The organism is Candidatus Zixiibacteriota bacterium, from assembly GCA_040752815.1.
GTDB lineage: Bacteria > Zixibacteria > MSB-5A5 > GN15 > FEB-12 > JAGGTI01.
Genome location: JBFMGC010000003.1, coordinates 1 through 18441, shown reverse-complemented (window position 1 = coordinate 18441; position 18441 = coordinate 1). Strand labels below are relative to the sequence as shown.

The window sequence follows — 18441 nt, the reverse complement described above, 5'->3', positions numbered from 1 at the left end:
GGTATCACCCGGCTTTCAGCACGTCGAGAAGCCGGCTATAGAGCGCCACCTGGTCAGACTCGTGTTCAGACTTGAACAATCCCGAAAGCCGGCTCCAGACCGAAGACCAACCGAAAAAGAGATAGTAGATTAACCGGACGATCCGGGCGCGGCCGGGATAGAACTTGCGAAAATAGAGCAGGCGGCTGCGGAAGAAATTTACCTCCGAATCATACGACGCCCGCTTCTTGCGGCTCATGCCCAGCAGGTGTACTATCTCGACATCGGGAAGATAATAGCCGCGAAGTCCGGCCGCTTTCATGCGGGTGAAATAGTCGTTTTCCTCGGAGAAGAGAAAGTAATCTTCAGCCAGAAGGCCGATCTGGTCGATGACTGTGCGCCTGATAAGAAGACAGGCGGCCGACAGTACTTCGGACTCGGTTGGTCCCTTGATCGAGTGCCAGTCCACCAGGCGGTTGCGCATGAGCCGCCGAGAAATAGCCGCCAACGGCCCGGAATGATAGGCCAGGCAGTAGCGCCATTCGCCGGACAAAGACGGAAGCGGCTTAAGCGGGGGTTCGACACTCCCCTGGCCATTATGCAGTCGAGGTCCCACCGCCGCGGCCTCGGGATGCTCGTCCATAAAGCGGCAAAGGGTCCGGATCGACCCGGGTGGCACGATCGTATCGGAATTCAAGAGCAGGTAGTAATCGCCGCGGGCTTCGCGAAGAATCTGATTGTTGGCTCGCGCAAACCCCACATTCTTGGTGTTCTCGATCAGCACGACCGGCGGAAATTCGCCCCGGATCATCTGGACGGAGTCATCGGACGAATGGTTGTCCACCACCCAGGTCTCGTGTTCAAGCCCGGCCACCTCGCGTTGGAGGCTGCTCAGGCAGTTGCGTGTCAGATCGCGCGTATTCCAGCTTACTATGGCGACTATCAGTTTCGGCATTTATGACGCCGCCCTCGCCGTCAGCCATTCGCGGGTGATATCAAATAGTTGCCGGGACGAGGCCGGGGTCGAAAAGGTGTGGTTGGCTTTGTCCACGCGCTCGACCGTGTAAAGGTGCTTGTACGCCTCATAATTGGGCAGGTAGCGGGAGCTGAAGAAGCGATCGAAATCATAAGTCGCCCGATCAAGTTCCGGCATCAGGAATAGCACCTGCTTTCCGGTTTTCATCAACGTATCGAATGCGACATGATAGGTGCGGTTGTACAGGTCGCCCTTTTGCTCTTCCGCCTCGGCGGGCGCAGAGGTCGATTGGTCAGGAGGCGTTTCCCGTCGCCGACGCAGCCGATCTTTAATAACGACCGCCACGGTATTAAAGAACGCGCGATAAGACACTCTTCCCGTGAGCGCCCGCAGCCAGTTTGAGGGGTTCAGGAGCCGCGACTGGTAGCGCCGGAACTCGACCGACGCGTCAAACGGATGCAGGGTCGATAGCTCCACCTCGGGAGAGGTCACCGTCACCGGTCCGGCGACAAACGCGACACCGTCGATCCGCTTGTCGAGCGCCGCTGCGATAGTCGCCGTCAGCGCGCCACCACAGAGACCATAGAGAAACAGTTTTCCCGGCTTGAACCGCTCGCGGGCATATTCGATCACCTGGCGGGCGTCGTCCTTGAACAGGCCGGTCTGGACCGAATCATAGGAATCGATGGCCCGTTGGACCCGGATTTCTCCGTGGCTGTAGCCGACCCGGCACGGATCGAATCTAATCACGCTGAACCCGGCCAGCTGCAGGTCTCGCGCCTGGCGGACAAACAGGCGCGAATGGCACACCCGGTAGTGCAGACCAATATTGAACATGATCACGGCAGCGCCGTTCGGCCGCTCCGGAAGGTGCGCAATGCCGTACATCGCTTCGCCCGACGGCGTGGTCAGCTTGAATGATTCTTCAGAGAAGGCCATGAGTTTTCATAAAATCAAGGGTGAGGCCGAACAGTTCGGGAGGGGTCGGCTGCCAGAGCTCGGTCTTCTCCCACTCGAATTCGCGTTTCAGGGCGGCCAGTTTGCTTTGCGCGAAGGAACCGGCGAGCGCCTCAAGTTCCGGGTTCAACCGCGCCGGACTTCCGGCCAATTGAACAACCAGGGTTGGACCCGTATACGTCGTCGGTCGATCTTTCAGGCCGGTATCGCGCGCCTTGACAAAAAACTCGCCGCGCAGGTTGTACCCCTCCACCATGATCGTCTCGCCCGCCTCGAGACTCTCGACAAGCTGTTCCCGCTTCTGAGAGATCTTGCCGTCGATGAGCATCTGCGACGCGATTTGCGAGCGGAGGTGATCGAAGAAGTATTTCGAGGTATCGACAACCGGCTCCCACAGAATCAAGCCGGCCGGCTTTAGCACGTCCGCCGACAGAGCTGCCAGCGTGCCGCCCCAACGGAGCCCAAAGAGCGTGATTTTTGACATAGTATAGCGGCCCTGGAAATCGCTGAAAACCGCGCTGATGTCTCTAAGCCGATCATCAAATGAGGCGTCCTCGAAACTCCCCTCGCTGTCACCGTCGCCGTAGTAATCGAAACATACCGCCGCCACGCCGCGACGTGCGAGCGCCCGGGCGAATGAAACGTACACCCTCAGCGTCCGAATCTTCTCCTCCGCAAACGGCGCGCAAAGCACAACCCCGCACTTAGCCCCGCCGACAGGGGCATACTCGGCACAAAAGAGATGCTTGCCGTCGCGAATCAGATAGCGGTGTTCCTCGCGAACAGAGCCGGTTGGCGTGTTGATCTCGGCCTGCTCGGCCGGGGTGAGGACCGGGTGCTGGGAAGCTGCCGCGATCTCAGGTTTACTGTTGGCGTCGGGGGTTGTGCTCATAATTCGTCTATCGATATGATCGGCAGTAAAATTCATCGGGCGCTTGATTCTCCGGCGACTTGAGGACTGTGGGCGTCGGGCGATCCTCGCTTCCCGACCGGCTTTGTCGGTAGTCCCCTGTGGCCCACTCCAGAGACACGGACATTTGCACCCGCGACAGTATCCAGAACGATTTCAGCCGGTCGGTTTTTCCGCTGGTTTATATCCAATACCGCCTTGGGCCGCAATTGGTTCCCCGGTATGGACGATTCACGCACCGGGATTGGGTAGGCCCGTTCGAGTCACCGTTTCCAGAGCAACCTATGGTATGGGCCGAGGCAACAGCAACCCAAAAACGTCGGTAGGGGCCGCCGGGCAGGGTCGCCCGGCGGCACCTCGCCGTGGGCGGCAGACCCCCAGCCTGCCCCCTCAGCAGGGCGCGTAACCGACATCGTCCGGCGTTTAATTGACTTGTTTCGGCCCCGCTCCAGCGGTACCATGGCCCGGTTTCGGCCAGGAGATCACATGCCGGGAATTTACGGGATTATCAGGAAAACCACCCCCAATCGAGAGGCCAACGCCGCTCTGTTGAGTCGGATGCGCGCACGTCTGGAGCATTACAGGGAGTACGTTTCCGAGGGACATGTCGACAGCTGGTTCGCCGTCGGAAGTACGACAATACCGTTCACCAGCGAAACCCGGATTGCCCACGATCCGGGGCGGAATGTCACTGCCGCGTTCGGTGGCTACATCTACGGCTTTCGCGACCGGGACCCCTGTGCCATCCCCTCTCCGGCGAGTAAAGCGCCACGCCTGATCGAACTCTACGGCTTGCACGATCGAGCCTTACCGAACCTAATCGACGGCTCATTCAATGTCGCGGTTTTCGATTCGACTCGCAACCGCGCCCTAATCGGCAACGATCGCATGGCGCATCGCCAGCTCTACTATCTCGACACACCGGAGCTGTTCCTGTTCGCGCCGGAGGTAAAGGCGATTCTCGCTTGCTGCGAGGTCAGGCCGCCGCTCAGTCGAACCGGGGTTACCGAATATTTCAATTTCGGCTACCCGCTGGGCGAGAATACGATGTTCGAGGGGGTGAAATTCCTGAGGGGCAGCCACCTGATCGAGACCGATCAGGGTAAAGTCAGTCTGTCCCAGTACTGGGATTTCAAGTACGGCGAGGAATCTCAGGCGACAATCCCGGAACTGATTGAGGAGGCGGATGCGATATACCCCGATGTGATCAAGCGTCGGGTCAACGGGTACCGTCGGGTGCTGATACCGCTTTCAGGTGGGCTCGATTCGCGCTTCATCGTAGGGCAGGCCTCCCGGTTGGGCGTGGAGATTCACAGTTTCACGCACGGTCGCCGCGGCTGCGAAGATCTCCAGATCGCGATTCAGTTGGCCAAAGTGGCCGGCGTGCAGAACTACCGCTTCATACCAATTGATTCCAATTGGCTGGCCGACTATTTCGAGACCTATGTCGACCTGGCCGAGGGCATGGCCGAAGGCAGCCCGTGCATACTGCTGGGCATCTCCGACCAGTACGGCCTACCGGTCGGCGATACCTGTTTCCTGAACGGTATCTTCGGCGGACCGACCAATTTCGGCTCCGGCTATTTTGGTCCCCATGAAATGAAGCGGGACCTCACTTATGAACAGCGGCGGGCGATGATCGCCCGTTCGTACGGCACCGACGAGATGCGCCAGGCGTATTATGCGCTGTTTACCGACGATTTTGTCGCTGAACTCAAGCAGGCGCGCGAAACCAGTATCGATAAGGAACTCGCGAGGCACCTGCACGTATCCGACTGGCTTCATCATCAGAAGGATGTCTTTCTCATCCGAAACCGGCTCACCCGGTATATGAACCTGGTGGACTGCAACCGGTACCGCTGGCACGACCACTTTGCGCTGTCCGATGACCGTCTGCTTGACTTCTACATCAAGCTGCCGTCGCCACTCAAGATCAAGCGGCGGTTCATGATCGAGTACATCAGGGCGAAGTTCCCGTCGCTGGCCCGAGTTGCCTACCAGGCGACCGGGGTCGACTTGAATTCCGCTCCAAAGGCGAATCGATCGCGCAACCTGGACAGGCTGAACCGCGCCCGGTACTATCTGGAGCGGCTGTCGCTCGGGCGCATGAAGTTCTATGATCCCCGCAAGTACGCGCATCAGAACCAGTGGTATCGTTCTAACCGGCGCATCCGGGACATGTACGAGAGCCACCTTCTAAGCAGCCGGTTTGCGCAACGCGGTTACTTCAACACCGATGTGGTCAGGCGTTTACTTCGCCGCCAGCGCCTGGGCGGTGATTCCTTCTACGAGCTTACCTACCTGCTCAGCTTTGAGCTGTTCCTGCGCCGGTTTGTGGACAGCAGTCAGTGAGGTTCCGGGCGGCCGTTCTCTGACGGCCACACCCTGGTGGCCCACCCGCTTGCGGGGGGGGATTGATTCGCCTCACGCACAAAGCAGATCTGGGTGGCCCACCCTTTGGGTGGGATTGAGATAGCACTCGCATGAAGAAGTGTCATCCGCCGGCAGATGAAGACATCTGCCGGGCACGGTTACATATCCGTCGGCAGATGAATGCCCTCCCGGTGGCCCACCCGCTTGCGGGTGGGATGGAGCGCGGGTCACTTGAATTCCGTACTCGCAAAATCCCTACCATATGGGGCAGACAAGGACGTCTGCCGCCCACCTAATACCGTCCTCGGTTCGCTGCCCCTAAAACATCTCCGAAATGTCCAGCTTCGACAGGCTGAAACGATGCTTCCCCGACGGTTCCGGTGGAATGGAGTCGACGTACTCGAAATGGTACTTCACTTTCGGCCCGAAGAACTCAGGTATCTGTTCGTTCAGATACCTGAGTGATTCGTCGTTGAATTTCTCCCCCTTCACGATCCTCATAATCAGCTCGTCTTTTCGCTCCTGGACAAACTGCGCCTGAGCCAGGCCGGGAGTATTGGCGATCAGGAAAATTGTCAGTGATGCTCCAGAGATGATCTTGCCGTCGGGGGTCACCAGGAAATCGGTCACCCGGCCGGCGGCCATGTCGATCAGCGGCAGGCCCCGACCGCATGAGCAGGACTTGTGCGGGGACGGACGGCCGATGTCTTCAATTCGATACCTAATAAACGGCATACCGTAGTTCATCAGATCGGTGATGATGATCTTGCCCAGTTGGCCGGGTTGGGCGGGCTGGTTATCCGCGACAATTTCAAGCAGTATTGTCTCGGCGCAGACGTGCAGTCCGGTGTGGCGATCACATTCCGACGCAATGATACTGGTTTCGCGCGAACCGTAGCGGTCGAACACCTTGCACCCGAAGACCTTCTCGATAACCTGCCGCTGCTCCGGATCGAGCAGCTCCGCTGACGTGATAATCGCGCTGGGGCGATGGTAATCGCGAACGCCGGTGTCTCTCAGAAAGCGGGCATACAGATACACCGAATTGGCGTACCCGACGTAGATGACAGGTCGAAACTTCAGGAGGCCTTTGCGAAACTGTTCGAGTTTCGGTGCGGTGATACTGGCCGTATCGAGAATCAGATTCCGGTCGAGCAGGGTGTCCTTGATGCGATTTTTCAAGCGCGCGACTGTGCCGAGGTCGCCGTGGTGGCCCCAGAGGTAAGCCGTCTTGCAGCCGATATCCCACCCGGTCCAGCGGTCATGTCTGAGCGCGGCCGCGTTGCGCGAGTAAACGCGATCCTGATTGATGAAGAAATTCAGCGGCTGGCCGGTCGAGCCGCCGGTCTTGTCCGGCACCAGGTCGGACGGCGGCAGGTTCTGGGCGGTCAGTCGCGCCAGGTTTGTCTGGATGTCCTTCTTGGTGAGGACCGGCAGCACCCGAAGATCATCGATCGATTGCACCCGCGACGGCACCAGCCCGGCCTCGTCGAAGCGTCGCGTATAGAACGGGCAATTGCGATAGGCGTGTCCGAGCAGCGCTCTCAGCCGCTCCAGTTGCATGGCGGCTATCCGGTCGGGTGAGAAATACTGGCTTCTTTCGAACTCCCGCAGATGCCGGGGCACGCTGCTCCCCTGCTTGAGGGCAAACAAGGGAAAGAACACGTGTTTAGCCAGAGGCTGCATCAGGTCAGGCATGTTTTGACTCTTCCCGTCATTCCGTACTCTCATTCGACACTAAGTCGGCGCGCTCTGATGATCTGCTTGAACTTGCTAATCTCAGATTCATCAAACATCCGCGTCAGGTAAAGTACAACCGGGTACGAAAGCCCGATTACAATCTTGATCGCTATGTCAGTCCAGATGGATCCGGTAGCGACTATCGAACCGATAAAGAACAGAGCGAACCCGGCCGCAAACAGAGTAGTGACACGTCGCCACTCTATCTGAATCTTATGCAGTCGGTTGGATATGTAATAGGTCATGTACGCTTTGAAGATGAAGCAGATGAGCGTCGCAATGGCCGCACCCCATACATCGTAGCGGCTTATGAGAATGAAGTTCAGCGCCAGGTTCAGGATACCGTTGGCGATGTTAATGTAGGCGATATACTTGGTCGCCTTTTTCATCAGTATCCCGATATTGAAGTGGTAGTGGAAAGAGAAGGCGATATAGGCGAGGACCACAATCGGCACCACTTTGTAAGCGTCCCAGTAGGCCTGGTCGGCCATTATCATGATGACCTCCCGGGACAGAAGCGAGATCATCAGCCCGCCCATCACCGAAACCGCACAGAAGTAGGTGAAGATGCGGGCGTAGATACGTTCGGAGTCTTCCTTGCCGAAAAATTCGAAACGGCGGGGCATCCAGATCTGGATGAACGGTGCAGTCACGAACTGGTGAGCCAGGGTGCCGAATTTGTAGCCGAGTGAGTAGATTCCGGTCAGCGAAAGGCTCGCGTACTCCTTTATAAAGTACCGATCCGAGGCCTGCACGATAAAGGCGGCGATATTCGACGGAATCAGCGGAAGGCCGAATTTCACCATCTGAGCGAGCAGCTTGTAGTCAACTCCGAGGCCGGTTTTCGAAAGCGTGTATGCGGTCAGCAGAATCGTGAATGCTGCGGCAGTAATCAGCGAGGCGAGAAGGATGCCGGTCACCCCCATCTCAAGCACTACCACGAAATAGATATTGAGGCCCAGGGTGAGGAAGGTCTTGAGCACCTGTGTCACCATGACAAGAGTCGACTGCTGGCGAACGCGCAGGAAAGCCATGGAAATCGGCTGGATAAAGTTGAAGCACAGGGTAATCAGGGCGATCTGAAACCACTGGGCGTTATCAGGTGAATCCAGCACCCGGGCCGCGAGAAACTGGCTCAGCGGTAGGAGCAGCAGGGTTATTAGAAGAGTCGCGCCCCCGTAGCCGATAGTCGCGGTGCTCATCACCAGCCCGCGCGAACGCTCGTCCTTGTAATCGAAATAGAAACGGCTGACCGCCGACTCGATCCCCATCCCGACTACGAGAGAAATAACAGCGGTAGTCAGGTAGATCAGTTCGAGAATGCCGTAATCTGACGGTGTCAGAAATCGGGTATAGACCGGTATCATGATGAAACCGACCGCGCGTTCCATCACGTTGGCCAGACCGTAAATACCGGCGTGCCTGGCTACCAGCCCGGCTTCTTTAGCAACCGATTCCGCCATCAATTGTCATCCGTGGAGCACAGCGTTTCCGCTCCGAGCGCCCGAATATAGTTCAACTGTCGGCAGGTTCAACCATTACCTTTCCGTGGCCCCTTAGAAGGAAGTTAAACCTTGCCCGACAGCCGAAAGAACGCGATAACCTGTCAGCGCAGCAGCGGACACCAACGATCACACCCATGACCATCGACCGGAATGCCATATTAAGCCATATCGTCAGGCATAAGTTCCCGTACGCTCTGCTGGCCCTGTCGACAGCACTGAGTTTCCACGTTTGGGTTGACCTGGGGCTGGACTGGTGGCATGACGATAACTACTCCCACGGCTTTCTGGTGTTGCCGATATCGGTTTACCTGCTCTATCGCTGCCGCCGTGAGCTTCATTGGCCCGCAGAACCGAGCCGATGGGGAATCGTTCTCGTGCTGGTCGGAAGCGGGGGGCTCGTGCTGGGTATCGCCGCGAGCGAGTTCTTCGTGACTCGGATGTCGCTGATTTTGCAGATCACCGGCATCGGCCTTGCCTATCTTGGCCGGGATAACTTTCGTCGCGCCTGGTTCGCCTTCTTCTTTCTCCTCTTCATGGTGCCGGTGCCGGCGGTCATTTACTACCAGGCCACACTGCCGATGCAGCTTCTCTCCACCAAGCTGACTACTTTTCTGCTGCAACTGCTTGGTATGCCGGCTGTCCGGCAGGGGAATATCATCCATCTGCCGGGGTATTCGCTCGAGGTGATAGAGGCCTGCAGCGGCCTTCGCAGCCTGGTGACGTTGCTGGCGCTCGGTTCGCTCTATTCGTGGCACTACATGTCGGGGCGGTTCAGACCTGTGCTTCTGACCTTGGCAATGATCCCGATTGCGATGACCGCAAACGTGTTTAGAATCATGGTAACGGCGATCGGCGCGTACGCGATCAGCAGAGAAATGGCCGAGACTTTCCTGCACGAAGTCTCGGGGATGCTGGTGTTCCTGTCCGCGCTGGTCATGCTCTTAATCCTGGGTGCGTTCCTGAAATGGACCGAAAAACGTTTCTCATAATCGCTCTGATAATCACGGCGGCCGGTGTAGCCGGTGCGGTGGTCAAGTATCAGACTCCCAAGGCGCTGATTGGCCCCGGCTGGGGCGGGTTTCCGCTCCAAAAGGACGACTGGCTGGGACACGAGGACGTAGTCGCGCAGGGGGTGATCGACCTGCTCAAGCCGGATCATCTATTCAACGCGAACTATGCCGACAACGATGGCCACCGGGTCAACCTGTTCCTGGGCAGTTTCTCCGATCCCCGGGGCGGGCCGCACTCGCCCATGAACTGCCTGCCGGCATCGGGGTGGATCGTGGAGTCCTCGGAGCCGCGCTCAATCGAATTCGGCGGGCGGGTCATTCGTGCTAAACGACTACACCTGCGCTTTCGACAAACGGCGCACGTGATGGACTTCTGGTATATCACGACTTGGGGCGAGACCGCCAGCGACTATCAGCTCAAGCTGTTTCAGATGATGACATCGCTGACCCTCCAGCCGAGGCATTTGACGTTTGTCCGTTTCGTAGCTAAGGAATCGCCTGAGAGCCTGGCGGCATTGGACAGATTCGAAGCAGCGTTCCTTGCCGATATCTATTCCCGGCTGCCGATAGGCGCACGATAGACTTGTCGGTCTGGTTTCGTGCGTAATCCCATGGAGCGCAGGATGCGATTAGTGCCCGGCAGATGCCCTCATCTGCCGGCGAAGGGCAGGACCTCACGCGAGGGGCATCTCAAGCCCACCCAAAGGGTGGGGCACCGGTCCAATGTCTACAACAGCTCTATCTTCTGCCGGCCGCGGGAGACATTCTTGGTGGCGTTGCGGGTATCAAAGAGCGCTTTGGCGTTGTCTACGATGAACTGGTAATCGTATTTCGAATGGTTGGTCAGGATCACGACCAGGTCGGCTGATTTCAACGTCGCGGCAGTCACTTTGACAGACTTTAGGATCCCGCCACTCCATCGAATGCTGCCCACGTGCGGGTCATTGTACGTGACCCGGGCGCCGGCGTCTTCGAGCAATTTGATGACATCCAGCGACGGCGACTCGCGAACGTCCTTGATGTCCTTCTTGTAGGCGATCCCCAGCACTAGGATCTTCATCTTATTAATCGAGCGGGAATACCGGTCGTTCATCATGCGCGCAATTCGGGCGACCACGTACTCCGGCATGGTGCTGTTTATTTCTCCGGCCAGCTCGATAAAACGGGCATAGTAGTTCAGCGATTTCAGTTTCCAGGACAGATAGTGCGGGTCGATCGGAATGCAATGCCCGCCGAGTCCCGGACCGGGATAGAACGGCATGAAGCCGAACGGCTTGGTCGAGGCTGCGTCGATAATCTCCCACACGTCGAGTTTCAGCCGGTCACACATGAGCGCGACCTCGTTGACCAGACCGATATTCACCGAGCGGAAAGTATTCTCCAGCAGCTTGACCATCTCGGCGGCCCGGGTCGACGAGACCGGATAGACACTCGAGACCGATTGTTCGTAGAATTTCTTCGCCACCAGGGTGCAGTCATTTGTGACCCCGCCGACCACACGCGGGGTGTTTTCGGTTCTGAACATCGCGTTGCCCGGATCTACTCGCTCAGGAGAAAAAGCCAGGAAGAAATCCTCGCCCGCTTTCATCTTCTTCTGTTCGAACATGGGCAGGATCAGTTCATCGGTGGTGCCCGGGTATGTGGTTGACTCGAGAACGATTAGTGCTCCCTTTTTGACATTGGCTATCACCCAGTCCATTGCCGCCAGAATAAAGCTGACATCGGGGTCCTTGGTCTTGGACAGCGGCGTGGGAACACATATCGAGACCGTGTCGACCTGCTGGATCAACCTGGGATCGGTAGTCGCAACAAAACGTCCGGCTTTAACGGCGTTGCCGACAACTTCATCGGGAATGTCATCGATATCGGATCGTCCGGAGTTGAGCAGCCTGACTTTGGCCTCGGCAATGTCAAACCCGGTTACGCGGAACCCGGCCTCGGCCATAACCATCGAAAGCGGCAGGCCGACATACCCCAGCCCGATCACGCCCACTCGAGCGGTGCGGTCATCGATTTTCTTTATCAGCGCTTTCGCCGCCGGTGACTTTGCTCGCGACGCCATTGCCATATGGGATATGCTCCGTTCTATCTGCGCTAGTGCTTAGGACCCGTGCCGATCTCTTTGCGCCAGTAAGTCAGCGTATCGGCCAGGGTTTCTTCGAGTCTATATCGGACTTTGTAGCCAAATTTGAGTACGGCCTTGCGGTGGCTCCCGCGCAGGACCGGGATTTCCGCCTTTCGCAGGCGGCTCTTGTCGATCTGCAGCCGGATTCTTGTTGGGGACATCGCCAGCAGTTTCTCAACCACCGACTGAATGGTGACAGACTTACCCGAGCAGAGCTGGTAGACCTGTCCCGGCTCGCCTTTGGCGGCTGCCAGACGATAGCCGCGCACAATATCACGCACGTCGGACAGATCCCGGCGGGCGCTCAGATCGCCCACTTTGAGCACCGGCTTCTGCAGGCCGGCCTCGATCATCGCCACCTGGCGGGCAAACGCCGGAATGGCGAAATCGTCGCTTTGCCGCGCTCCGCTATGGTTGAAAGCCCGGACGATCACCACCGGCACGCCATACTGCCGCCAGTAATACCGGCAAGCGTATTCGGCGGATGCCTTGGAAATACCATAGGGGGAGATAGGATCGAAGGGCTGTTCCTCGGTGAGGGTCCTGTTGACCGGCCGGAATTTGCCGTAAACCTCGGGCGAACTGACAAACACCAGCGCCTTGAGATGCCCGCTTGGGCGGGCCGCTTCGAGTATGTTCACGGTACCTTCGACATTCACCCGAAAAGTCTCTCTCTCCATACGGAACGATTGCCCCACTGATGCCAGCGCCGCCAGGTGAAACACGAATTCGGGCTGCACATTGGCAATGAGATCGCCGCATTTCCTGTGGTTCAGGATATCCAGCGTAAACAGCCGCAAGTTCGATTTGATCCCCTGCACGTTGCGGGTGGACTCGCCTTTGTAGAGCGTCCCGGACACCTCGAAACCGTGGGCAAGGAGCTCCTCGGCCAGGTATGACCCGGCGAAGCCGGCGATACCGGTGATCAGCGCGCGCGGTTTCTTCACGACTTCTTCAAGGGCGCCAGGCGTTTGAGGTCGGCATCGACCATCATCTTGATAAGTTCTTCGAAACTGACTTTCGGCTCCCACCCGAGTATTTTGCGGGCCTTGGAGGCGTCGCCCACGAGCAAGTCTACCTCCGCCGGACGCACCAGCGCCGGGTCGATCTCGACATAGTCTTTGTAATCCAGCCCGACATGCTCAAATGCCAGTTGCGCCAGGCGACCGACCGAATGGGTGCGGCCGGTGGCGATCACGAAATTGTCCGGCTCCGCCAGCTGGGTCATGAGCCACATCGCCTCCACATAGTCGCCGGCATATCCCCAGTCGCGCTTGGCTTCGAGATTTCCCAGTTTCAGCTTATCGGACAAGCCGAGCTTTATCCGCGCGGCAGCATCGGTGATTTTCCGCGTGACAAACTCGAGCCCGCGCCTCGGCGACTCGTGGTTGAACAGAATCCCCGATGACGCGTGGATGCCGTAGCTCTCGCGATAGTTTACCGTGATCCAATGTGCGTACACTTTTGCGACTCCGTACGGAGACCGCGGATAAAACGGGGTGGTCTCGCTCTGCGGTACTTCCTGCACGCGGCCGAACATCTCGGACGATGAGGCCTGATAGAACTTGGTCTTCTTGTCAACCAGGCGAATCGCTTCGAGAACCTTGGTAACTCCGAGGGCGTCAAAATGACCTGTCAACACCGGCTGGGTCCAACTGGCCGGCACGAACGACTGCGCCGCCAGGTTGTACACCTCGGTGGGGCGGTACTGCTCGATGATATTGACAATCGATAACTGGTCGAGTAGATCGGCCTGCGCCAGGATCAGGCGGTTTTTGACATGATCGATTCGCTCGAACGACTCGGTCGATGACCGCCGCACCATGCCGATGACCTCGTACCCTTTTTCGAGGAGCAGCTCCGCCAGGTACGAGCCGTCCTGCCCGGTTATTCCTGTCACTAGCGCGCGCATATACTTTCCTTCCACTAAGGGGGACCACCAAGAACTCGATTCAGGCCGCACACCCAGCCAAAACGTGGATCAGGTCGGGGCGGAATATAGGGAGGCGCCTCGGGCCGGTCAACCGTAAAGGATTTGTCGCTGCCGCATAAGGGTTTGTAATCGCCGGCGCGGCCTTGTATATTGTGCGGCCCTAACTGAGAGGAGATGCCTGTGCGGACCATCGCCTTAGTTCTGCCGACTCTGCTGTTGTGGGTGTCGGTGCAATCAGTCGAGGTTCAATCCAAAGGAGCCGTCATGTCCGAGCCCGAAGATCTGAACGCCGATTCCCTGCTGGCCGAGGCCGATACCCTGTTCCAGGCACAAGAATACCCGGCCGCCCTGGAGCACTACACCCGGGCGCTGGAGATTGCCCGGCAGGAGTTTAATCGCCCGGTCGAGACCGAAGCGATGGCCCAGATGGCGCGGTGCAATCTTGTCCTGGGCAACAAGGAGAAAGGGCGCAAGTGGCTGGACGAGGCCGCTCGCCGGGGGTCGGACAGCGATCCCATGGGCTGGTCATGCTTTCTGGGTGTCAAAGGTCGGTTCGAATGGAAAGACGGTGACCTCAAAGCGGCCCGACAGACCTTCGATGAAATGTACGTCTACTGCAATACCAACGCTCTCTGGGCACGGGCGGTCGACGCCGCCAATATGATCGCGATTGTGGCGGACGATGTCGACGAGCAGATTGAATGGTCCAAACGGGGGATCGAGACCGCCGAGGCCGGCGGCGCGGAAAACTGGCTCGGGCCGCTCTGGAACAACCTCGGCGCGACCTACTACGACAACAAACAGTACGAACCGGCGCTCGAAGCCTTCCTGAAAGCACGCACCTATCACTGGCAGTATTCGGGCGAAAACGCCAAACTGTTTGCGGATTACCATGTCGGTATGGCCTATCGCGCAGTGGGGCAGCTTGAGAAGGCCGGCCAGTGGCTCCGCCCGGTGCTTGCCTGGGCTGAACGGCTCGGCAATCACTCGGCGAGCGGACAGGCGGCCGAAGACCTCGGCGAAATAGCGCTCGCCGCAGGAAAGAAAAGCGAGGGGCTGGAGCTTCTGAGACGAGCCCGCGACGAATATAAACTGGCCGGCCTGGACCAGTCCGCGCCGCAGGTCTGGGAAAACATCAACAAGAGGCTGAAAGAGTTGGGAGAATAGCGTGTCCCGCTGGGGACCGCTGTTCCAAAGATTTGCCATGGTTCCGGCGGTGTGGAAGTGTCGAATTGTGTTGGCGACAATGGGTGTTGCCGCGGCTGGGATTCTGAGCGGCTGCGGATCGGAGAAACCGACCGAACCGGCGCAACCAGACCCTACCTGGCGCGTGGTTTCAACATCGATGGCTCTCAACGATCTTTGGGGACCGACTATCGATACAGTTCTCGCTGTAGGGGAGAGTGGTTCGGTGTTTCGCTACAACGGGGAATCGTGGTCGGCTTATTCGTCACCCACATCAAGGATGCTGAACGGTGTGTGGGCCTTCTCGCTTAACGATATCTACGCGGTTGGCGACTCCGGCACAATCGTTCACTTCGACGGCAGCTATTGGTCCGGCATCAACACGGGTGTTGGCGTAGATCTGAATGAGATTATGGGTGTCGCACAGGATGACATCTATGCCGTCGGAGATTCCGGCCTGATCCTGCACTATGACGGAACAGATTGGACACCGTACTATCACCCCGGCAACAACGATCTCTATGGCATCTGGATCGACTCCCTCACATACGGGTTGGCCGTGGGAGAGAACGGAACCATGCTTAAGCTCGAGAATGACCAGTGGGCAGGCATTCGGTCGCTGACCACACACACTTTGCGGGCGGTGCAGTCATGGCCGACAGAGTCGTTCTACATTGTTGGAGACAGTGGTACGGTGATCCGCAATTACAGCGATGTCTGGGAGATGCTCGACCCTCAAACCACCGAAGACTTGTACGATGTTTCGGTCGGCGAAATGGACCTCGTTGATGCCGTCGGAACCGGAGGAATCCTCGCCCATTTCGATGGCTTGAGTTGGATGACATTTCAGGCGGTGGTGGGGTCCAATCTCCGCGCTGTCTGGGGCCATTGGTGGCAGAACGGGCTGGTGGTCGGAGACAGGTACCCCATCATGCGTTTCAACTACGGTATGACCCCGCTTCGCAGTCCGGCAGAATGTGATCTGTTCGGGATATTTGCTATAGGTGAGCACGCTTTCGCAGTCGGAGAAGAAGGCGTAATTCGGCATTTCGACGGCCGAGTCTGGAGCTTCATGGCCAGCGGCGTGGATGTGAATCTCCAGAAGATTTGGGGAACGGGACCTGACAACCTGTATGCCGTAGGACCCGGTGGTCTGGTGCTGCACTATGATGGCGTCCGTTGGGGAGAGATGGCAACCGAGGTTTCGGCAGCGCTTACGTCGATCTGGGGCCTGTCGGAATCGAGCATTTACGCGGTCGGGCAGCAGGCGACTGTTTTGCATTTCGACGGCTCGGAGTGGTCTGTAAGATCATCGGGGCTTGGGCTGACGCTCTGGGGCATTGGCGGTTTTGCGGACAGCGCCCTGCTGGCGGTGGGCTCATCGGGCGCGCTCTTGTTTGGTGACGGCGCCACCTGGGAGTATGACACCGCCGGGTACACCAATCCTATGCTCGATGTTCACGCAATTGCGCCGGGTCTGGCGCTCGCGGTCGGCGCCAACGGCTCTGTTTTCAGGCACGACGGCGTAAATTGGACAAAGATGACCGCACCGGTTTCATCGTGGTTGTACGGAGTCTGGGGATTCCGAGAGCGCAAGGCGTTTGCAGTTGGTATAGGCGGCACAATTCTGCATTTCGATGGTTTCAACTGGACCGAAATGAGCTCGCCGACCACATCACGCCTGTTGGACGTGTGGGGGACATCTTATGACGATGTGTGGGCGGTCGGTGAATTTGGGACGGTTTTGCGGCTCAGCCGATGAGCAGTGAGCGCGATCGATAGGGTGTATTTCGATTGGCATAGTATGTGTCGAGCAGCAGGCCTCCGCGCCTGCCGCAAACGGAACGGCAGGGATGGAACCCTGCCGATCACCTGAAGGAGACATGACATGAAATACCGCCGCCTCGGAAAGTACGGCATCAAGGTCTCCGAAATCTCGCTCGGCGCCTGGTTGACATTTGGAAACTCGGTCGATGCCAAGCGCACTGCGGAAATTGTCCACGCGGCGGTAGACGCCGGCGTGAACTATCTCGACCTCGCTGACATCTATGCCCGGGGCGAGGCGGAGAAAGTGGTCGGGCAGGCCATCCGGGGAATGACCCGCTCCAACCTGGTCATCTCCAGCAAACTCTATTGGCCGATGAGCGACAATGTCAACGACCGCTGCCTCAGCCGCAAACATATCATGGAGTCGATCGACAAATCGCTCGCCCGGATCGGCACCGACTATCTCGATCTGTACTTCTGCCATAGGTTTGACAAGGAAACGCAGGTAGAAGAAACCGTCCGGGCGATGTCCGACCTGGTGGCGCAGGGAAAAATACTCTACTGGGGGACTTCGGTCTGGGAGGCGGATCAGATCGAACGGGCGGTCGGCGACGCACGCACGCTGCACGGCTATCTCCCCGCGGTGGAACAACCACGCTACAACATGCTCGACCGGCATATCGAGGAATCCATCCTGCCTACCTGCGCCTATCATGGCATGGGGCTGGTGGTTTGGTCGCCGCTGGCGCAGGGGATAATGACCGGAAAGTACAACGACGGCGTCCCGAAAGGTTCGCGCGCCGCCGATACGATGTGGCTGGCCGGGCATCTCAGTGAGGAGAACCTGGCCAAAGTCAGGAAACTGACCTCACTGGCCAGGCGAGCGGGGCTCAGTATCGCCCAGATGTCGCTGGCCTGGGTTCTGCGGAGACCCGAAATCAGTGCCGCCATAGTGGGCGCTACCTCTGTGGAGCAACTGCAGGAGAATCTGGGCGCTTCCGATGTCGAAATGTCGGCTGACCTGATTGAGGAAATCGATCTGATCCTCGGCACACCGCCCAGCAGCCGGTTCAAGTTCTAAAGGTCCGCCAAATGTGATGGCCGACGGTGGATTGCTTTCGTAATAGTACTCGTTGGCCGGGACCTTTGGCGCCTACTCGCTGTGCCGAGTTCCTACCATCGGTATCAAAGTGCCCGGCAGATGCCATCATCTGCCGGCTTAAGTGCGAATACAACCCGCAAATAGGAGCCTACCATGTATCACACAATCGATGAATTCGTGCAGGGCTGGACCTATGAATCATCCGCCACTCAGAAGCAAATGGACCAGCTAACCGACAAGTCGCTCGGGCAGTGCGTTGTCGACGGACACCGGAGTCTGGGTCGAATCGCCTGGCACATTGCGACGACTATCCCGGAGATGATGTCCCACACCGGTCTGAAACTGACGTCGGTCGATTTCAAAGCCCCGGTGCCCCGGAGCGCGTCGGAAATCGCCAAGGCGTATGCGGCGCTGTCACTCGAACTGCTCGAACAGGTGAAACGCAACTGGAATGACGCCTCGCTGCAGGTCGAGGACAACATGTATGGCGAGATGTGGAAACGCGGCAACTCGCTGCTCATTCTCATCAAGCACGAGGTGCATCATCGGGGTCAGATGACCGTGCTCATGCGCCAGGCCGGTCTCAAGGTCCTCGGTTTTTATGGCCCGGCCAAAGAGGAGTGGGTAAACTACGGGGCCCCGGCGCCGGAGATCTGAATAATCCGGTAGCCCATAGCTTGCTGCTTGATGGTCGCGGGAAGTCGAATTCCGTGCGTGGTGGACGTCCTCGTCGACCACGGCCGACCGCAACTTCGTAGCGACTGTGTTTGAGATCAAGCCATTTTTGGTTCCCAGTATTGGTTTTTGGCGAGCATGGCGTTGAGGATGGTGATGAGCTTGCGCATGCAGGCCACGTTAGCGGTCATCTTTGATTTGCCG

The 18441-nt window shown here is 58.1% G+C and carries 16 protein-coding genes; 7 read left to right on the top strand and 9 right to left on the bottom strand.

Features of this window, described 5'->3' with window-relative positions; translation table 11 throughout:
* Positions 1-4: 4 nt before the first annotated feature.
* Genes AB1772_01440 through AB1772_01430 form a run of 3 tightly spaced genes read right to left on the bottom strand, consistent with a single transcriptional unit; the run spans position 5 to position 2804 of the window.
* Positions 5-934, bottom strand: coding sequence for a glycosyltransferase family 2 protein (locus AB1772_01440; GenBank protein MEW5795000.1), 930 nt, complete (start codon positions 932-934; stop codon positions 5-7).
* On the bottom strand, positions 935-1894 hold the full coding sequence (locus AB1772_01435) for an alpha/beta fold hydrolase (GenBank protein ID MEW5794999.1): 960 nt from the start codon (positions 1892-1894) through the stop codon (positions 935-937).
* Positions 1881-2804, bottom strand: a complete 924-nt coding sequence (locus tag AB1772_01430) for an alpha/beta hydrolase (GenBank protein MEW5794998.1) — start codon at positions 2802-2804, stop codon at positions 1881-1883. The genes AB1772_01435 and AB1772_01430 overlap by 14 nt, the downstream gene beginning before the upstream one ends.
* A gap of 504 nt (positions 2805-3308) precedes the next feature.
* On the opposite strand from AB1772_01430, the gene AB1772_01425 reads away from it, so the two are divergent.
* Entirely contained in the window at positions 3309-5174 is a 1866-nt protein-coding gene (locus tag AB1772_01425) for an asparagine synthase-related protein (GenBank protein MEW5794997.1), read from the top strand.
* 339 nt (positions 5175-5513) lie between these two features.
* Here AB1772_01425 and AB1772_01420 read toward each other — a convergent pair whose 3' ends face one another.
* Both AB1772_01420 and AB1772_01415 read right to left on the bottom strand, forming a co-directional pair.
* Positions 5514-6893: a phenylacetate--CoA ligase family protein gene (locus tag AB1772_01420; protein ID MEW5794996.1), complete on the bottom strand. Its 1380-nt coding sequence runs from the start codon at positions 6891-6893 to the stop codon at positions 5514-5516.
* Between the two features lie 29 nt (positions 6894-6922).
* Complete coding sequence (locus AB1772_01415; GenBank protein MEW5794995.1) at positions 6923-8398, bottom strand: oligosaccharide flippase family protein; 1476 nt, start codon at positions 8396-8398, stop codon at positions 6923-6925.
* Positions 8399-8574: 176 nt separating this feature from the next.
* On the opposite strand from AB1772_01415, the gene AB1772_01410 reads away from it, so the two are divergent.
* A complete protein-coding gene (locus AB1772_01410; protein ID MEW5794994.1) occupies positions 8575-9429 on the top strand; it encodes an exosortase/archaeosortase family protein in 855 nt (284 codons plus the stop codon).
* Complete coding sequence (locus AB1772_01405) at positions 9405-10031, top strand: exosortase C-terminal domain/associated protein EpsI (protein ID MEW5794993.1); 627 nt, start codon at positions 9405-9407, stop codon at positions 10029-10031. The genes AB1772_01410 and AB1772_01405 overlap by 25 nt, the downstream gene beginning before the upstream one ends.
* 146 nt (positions 10032-10177) lie before the next feature.
* Here AB1772_01405 and AB1772_01400 read toward each other — a convergent pair whose 3' ends face one another.
* Genes AB1772_01400 through gmd form a run of 3 tightly spaced genes read right to left on the bottom strand, consistent with a single transcriptional unit; the run spans position 10178 to position 13487 of the window.
* Positions 10178-11518 (bottom strand): nucleotide sugar dehydrogenase, encoded by a 1341-nt coding sequence (locus AB1772_01400; GenBank protein ID MEW5794992.1) that lies wholly within the window; start codon positions 11516-11518, stop codon positions 10178-10180.
* A 26-nt stretch (positions 11519-11544) separates the two neighbouring features.
* Positions 11545-12522, bottom strand: a complete 978-nt coding sequence (locus tag AB1772_01395; protein MEW5794991.1) for a GDP-mannose 4,6-dehydratase — start codon at positions 12520-12522, stop codon at positions 11545-11547.
* Complete coding sequence (gene gmd, locus AB1772_01390; GenBank protein MEW5794990.1) at positions 12519-13487, bottom strand: GDP-mannose 4,6-dehydratase; 969 nt, start codon at positions 13485-13487, stop codon at positions 12519-12521. The genes AB1772_01395 and gmd overlap by 4 nt, the downstream gene beginning before the upstream one ends.
* Before the next feature lie 285 nt (positions 13488-13772).
* On the opposite strand from gmd, the gene AB1772_01385 reads away from it, so the two are divergent.
* From AB1772_01385 to AB1772_01370, 4 genes are all read left to right on the top strand, one after another.
* Positions 13773-14675: a tetratricopeptide repeat protein gene (locus AB1772_01385; GenBank protein MEW5794989.1), complete on the top strand. Its 903-nt coding sequence runs from the start codon at positions 13773-13775 to the stop codon at positions 14673-14675.
* Between the two features lies 1 nt (position 14676).
* Complete coding sequence (locus AB1772_01380) at positions 14677-16455, top strand: hypothetical protein (protein ID MEW5794988.1); 1779 nt, start codon at positions 14677-14679, stop codon at positions 16453-16455.
* 126 nt (positions 16456-16581) lie between these two features.
* Positions 16582-17541 carry an aldo/keto reductase family protein gene (locus tag AB1772_01375; GenBank protein ID MEW5794987.1) on the top strand — a complete coding sequence of 320 codons (960 nt, stop codon included), beginning with the start codon at positions 16582-16584 and terminating at the stop codon, positions 17539-17541.
* Between the two features lie 174 nt (positions 17542-17715).
* Complete coding sequence (locus AB1772_01370) at positions 17716-18219, top strand: DinB family protein (protein ID MEW5794986.1); 504 nt, start codon at positions 17716-17718, stop codon at positions 18217-18219.
* Positions 18220-18335: 116 nt separating this feature from the next.
* Here the strand turns inward: AB1772_01370 and AB1772_01365 are convergent.
* The coding region (locus AB1772_01365) for an IS110 family transposase (protein ID MEW5794985.1) at positions 18336-18441 on the bottom strand (106 nt) is incomplete at its 5' end.

Coding starts and splice junctions, on each gene's coding strand:
- AB1772_01440 (MEW5795000.1), bottom strand. CDS start 934: ATGCCGAAACTGATAGTCGCCATAGTAAGCTGGAATACGCGCGATCTG.
- AB1772_01435 (MEW5794999.1), bottom strand. CDS start 1,894: ATGGCCTTCTCTGAAGAATCATTCAAGCTGACCACGCCGTCGGGCGAA.
- AB1772_01430 (MEW5794998.1), bottom strand. CDS start 2,804: ATGAGCACAACCCCCGACGCCAACAGTAAACCTGAGATCGCGGCAGCT.
- AB1772_01425 (MEW5794997.1), top strand. CDS start 3,309: ATGCCGGGAATTTACGGGATTATCAGGAAAACCACCCCCAATCGAGAG.
- AB1772_01420 (MEW5794996.1), bottom strand. CDS start 6,893: ATGCCTGACCTGATGCAGCCTCTGGCTAAACACGTGTTCTTTCCCTTG.
- AB1772_01415 (MEW5794995.1), bottom strand. CDS start 8,398: ATGGCGGAATCGGTTGCTAAAGAAGCCGGGCTGGTAGCCAGGCACGCC.
- AB1772_01410 (MEW5794994.1), top strand. CDS start 8,575: ATGACCATCGACCGGAATGCCATATTAAGCCATATCGTCAGGCATAAG.
- AB1772_01405 (MEW5794993.1), top strand. CDS start 9,405: ATGGACCGAAAAACGTTTCTCATAATCGCTCTGATAATCACGGCGGCC.
- AB1772_01400 (MEW5794992.1), bottom strand. CDS start 11,518: ATGGCAATGGCGTCGCGAGCAAAGTCACCGGCGGCGAAAGCGCTGATA.
- gmd (MEW5794990.1), bottom strand. CDS start 13,487: ATGCGCGCGCTAGTGACAGGAATAACCGGGCAGGACGGCTCGTACCTG.
- AB1772_01385 (MEW5794989.1), top strand. CDS start 13,773: ATGTCCGAGCCCGAAGATCTGAACGCCGATTCCCTGCTGGCCGAGGCC.
- AB1772_01375 (MEW5794987.1), top strand. CDS start 16,582: ATGAAATACCGCCGCCTCGGAAAGTACGGCATCAAGGTCTCCGAAATC.
- AB1772_01370 (MEW5794986.1), top strand. CDS start 17,716: ATGTATCACACAATCGATGAATTCGTGCAGGGCTGGACCTATGAATCA.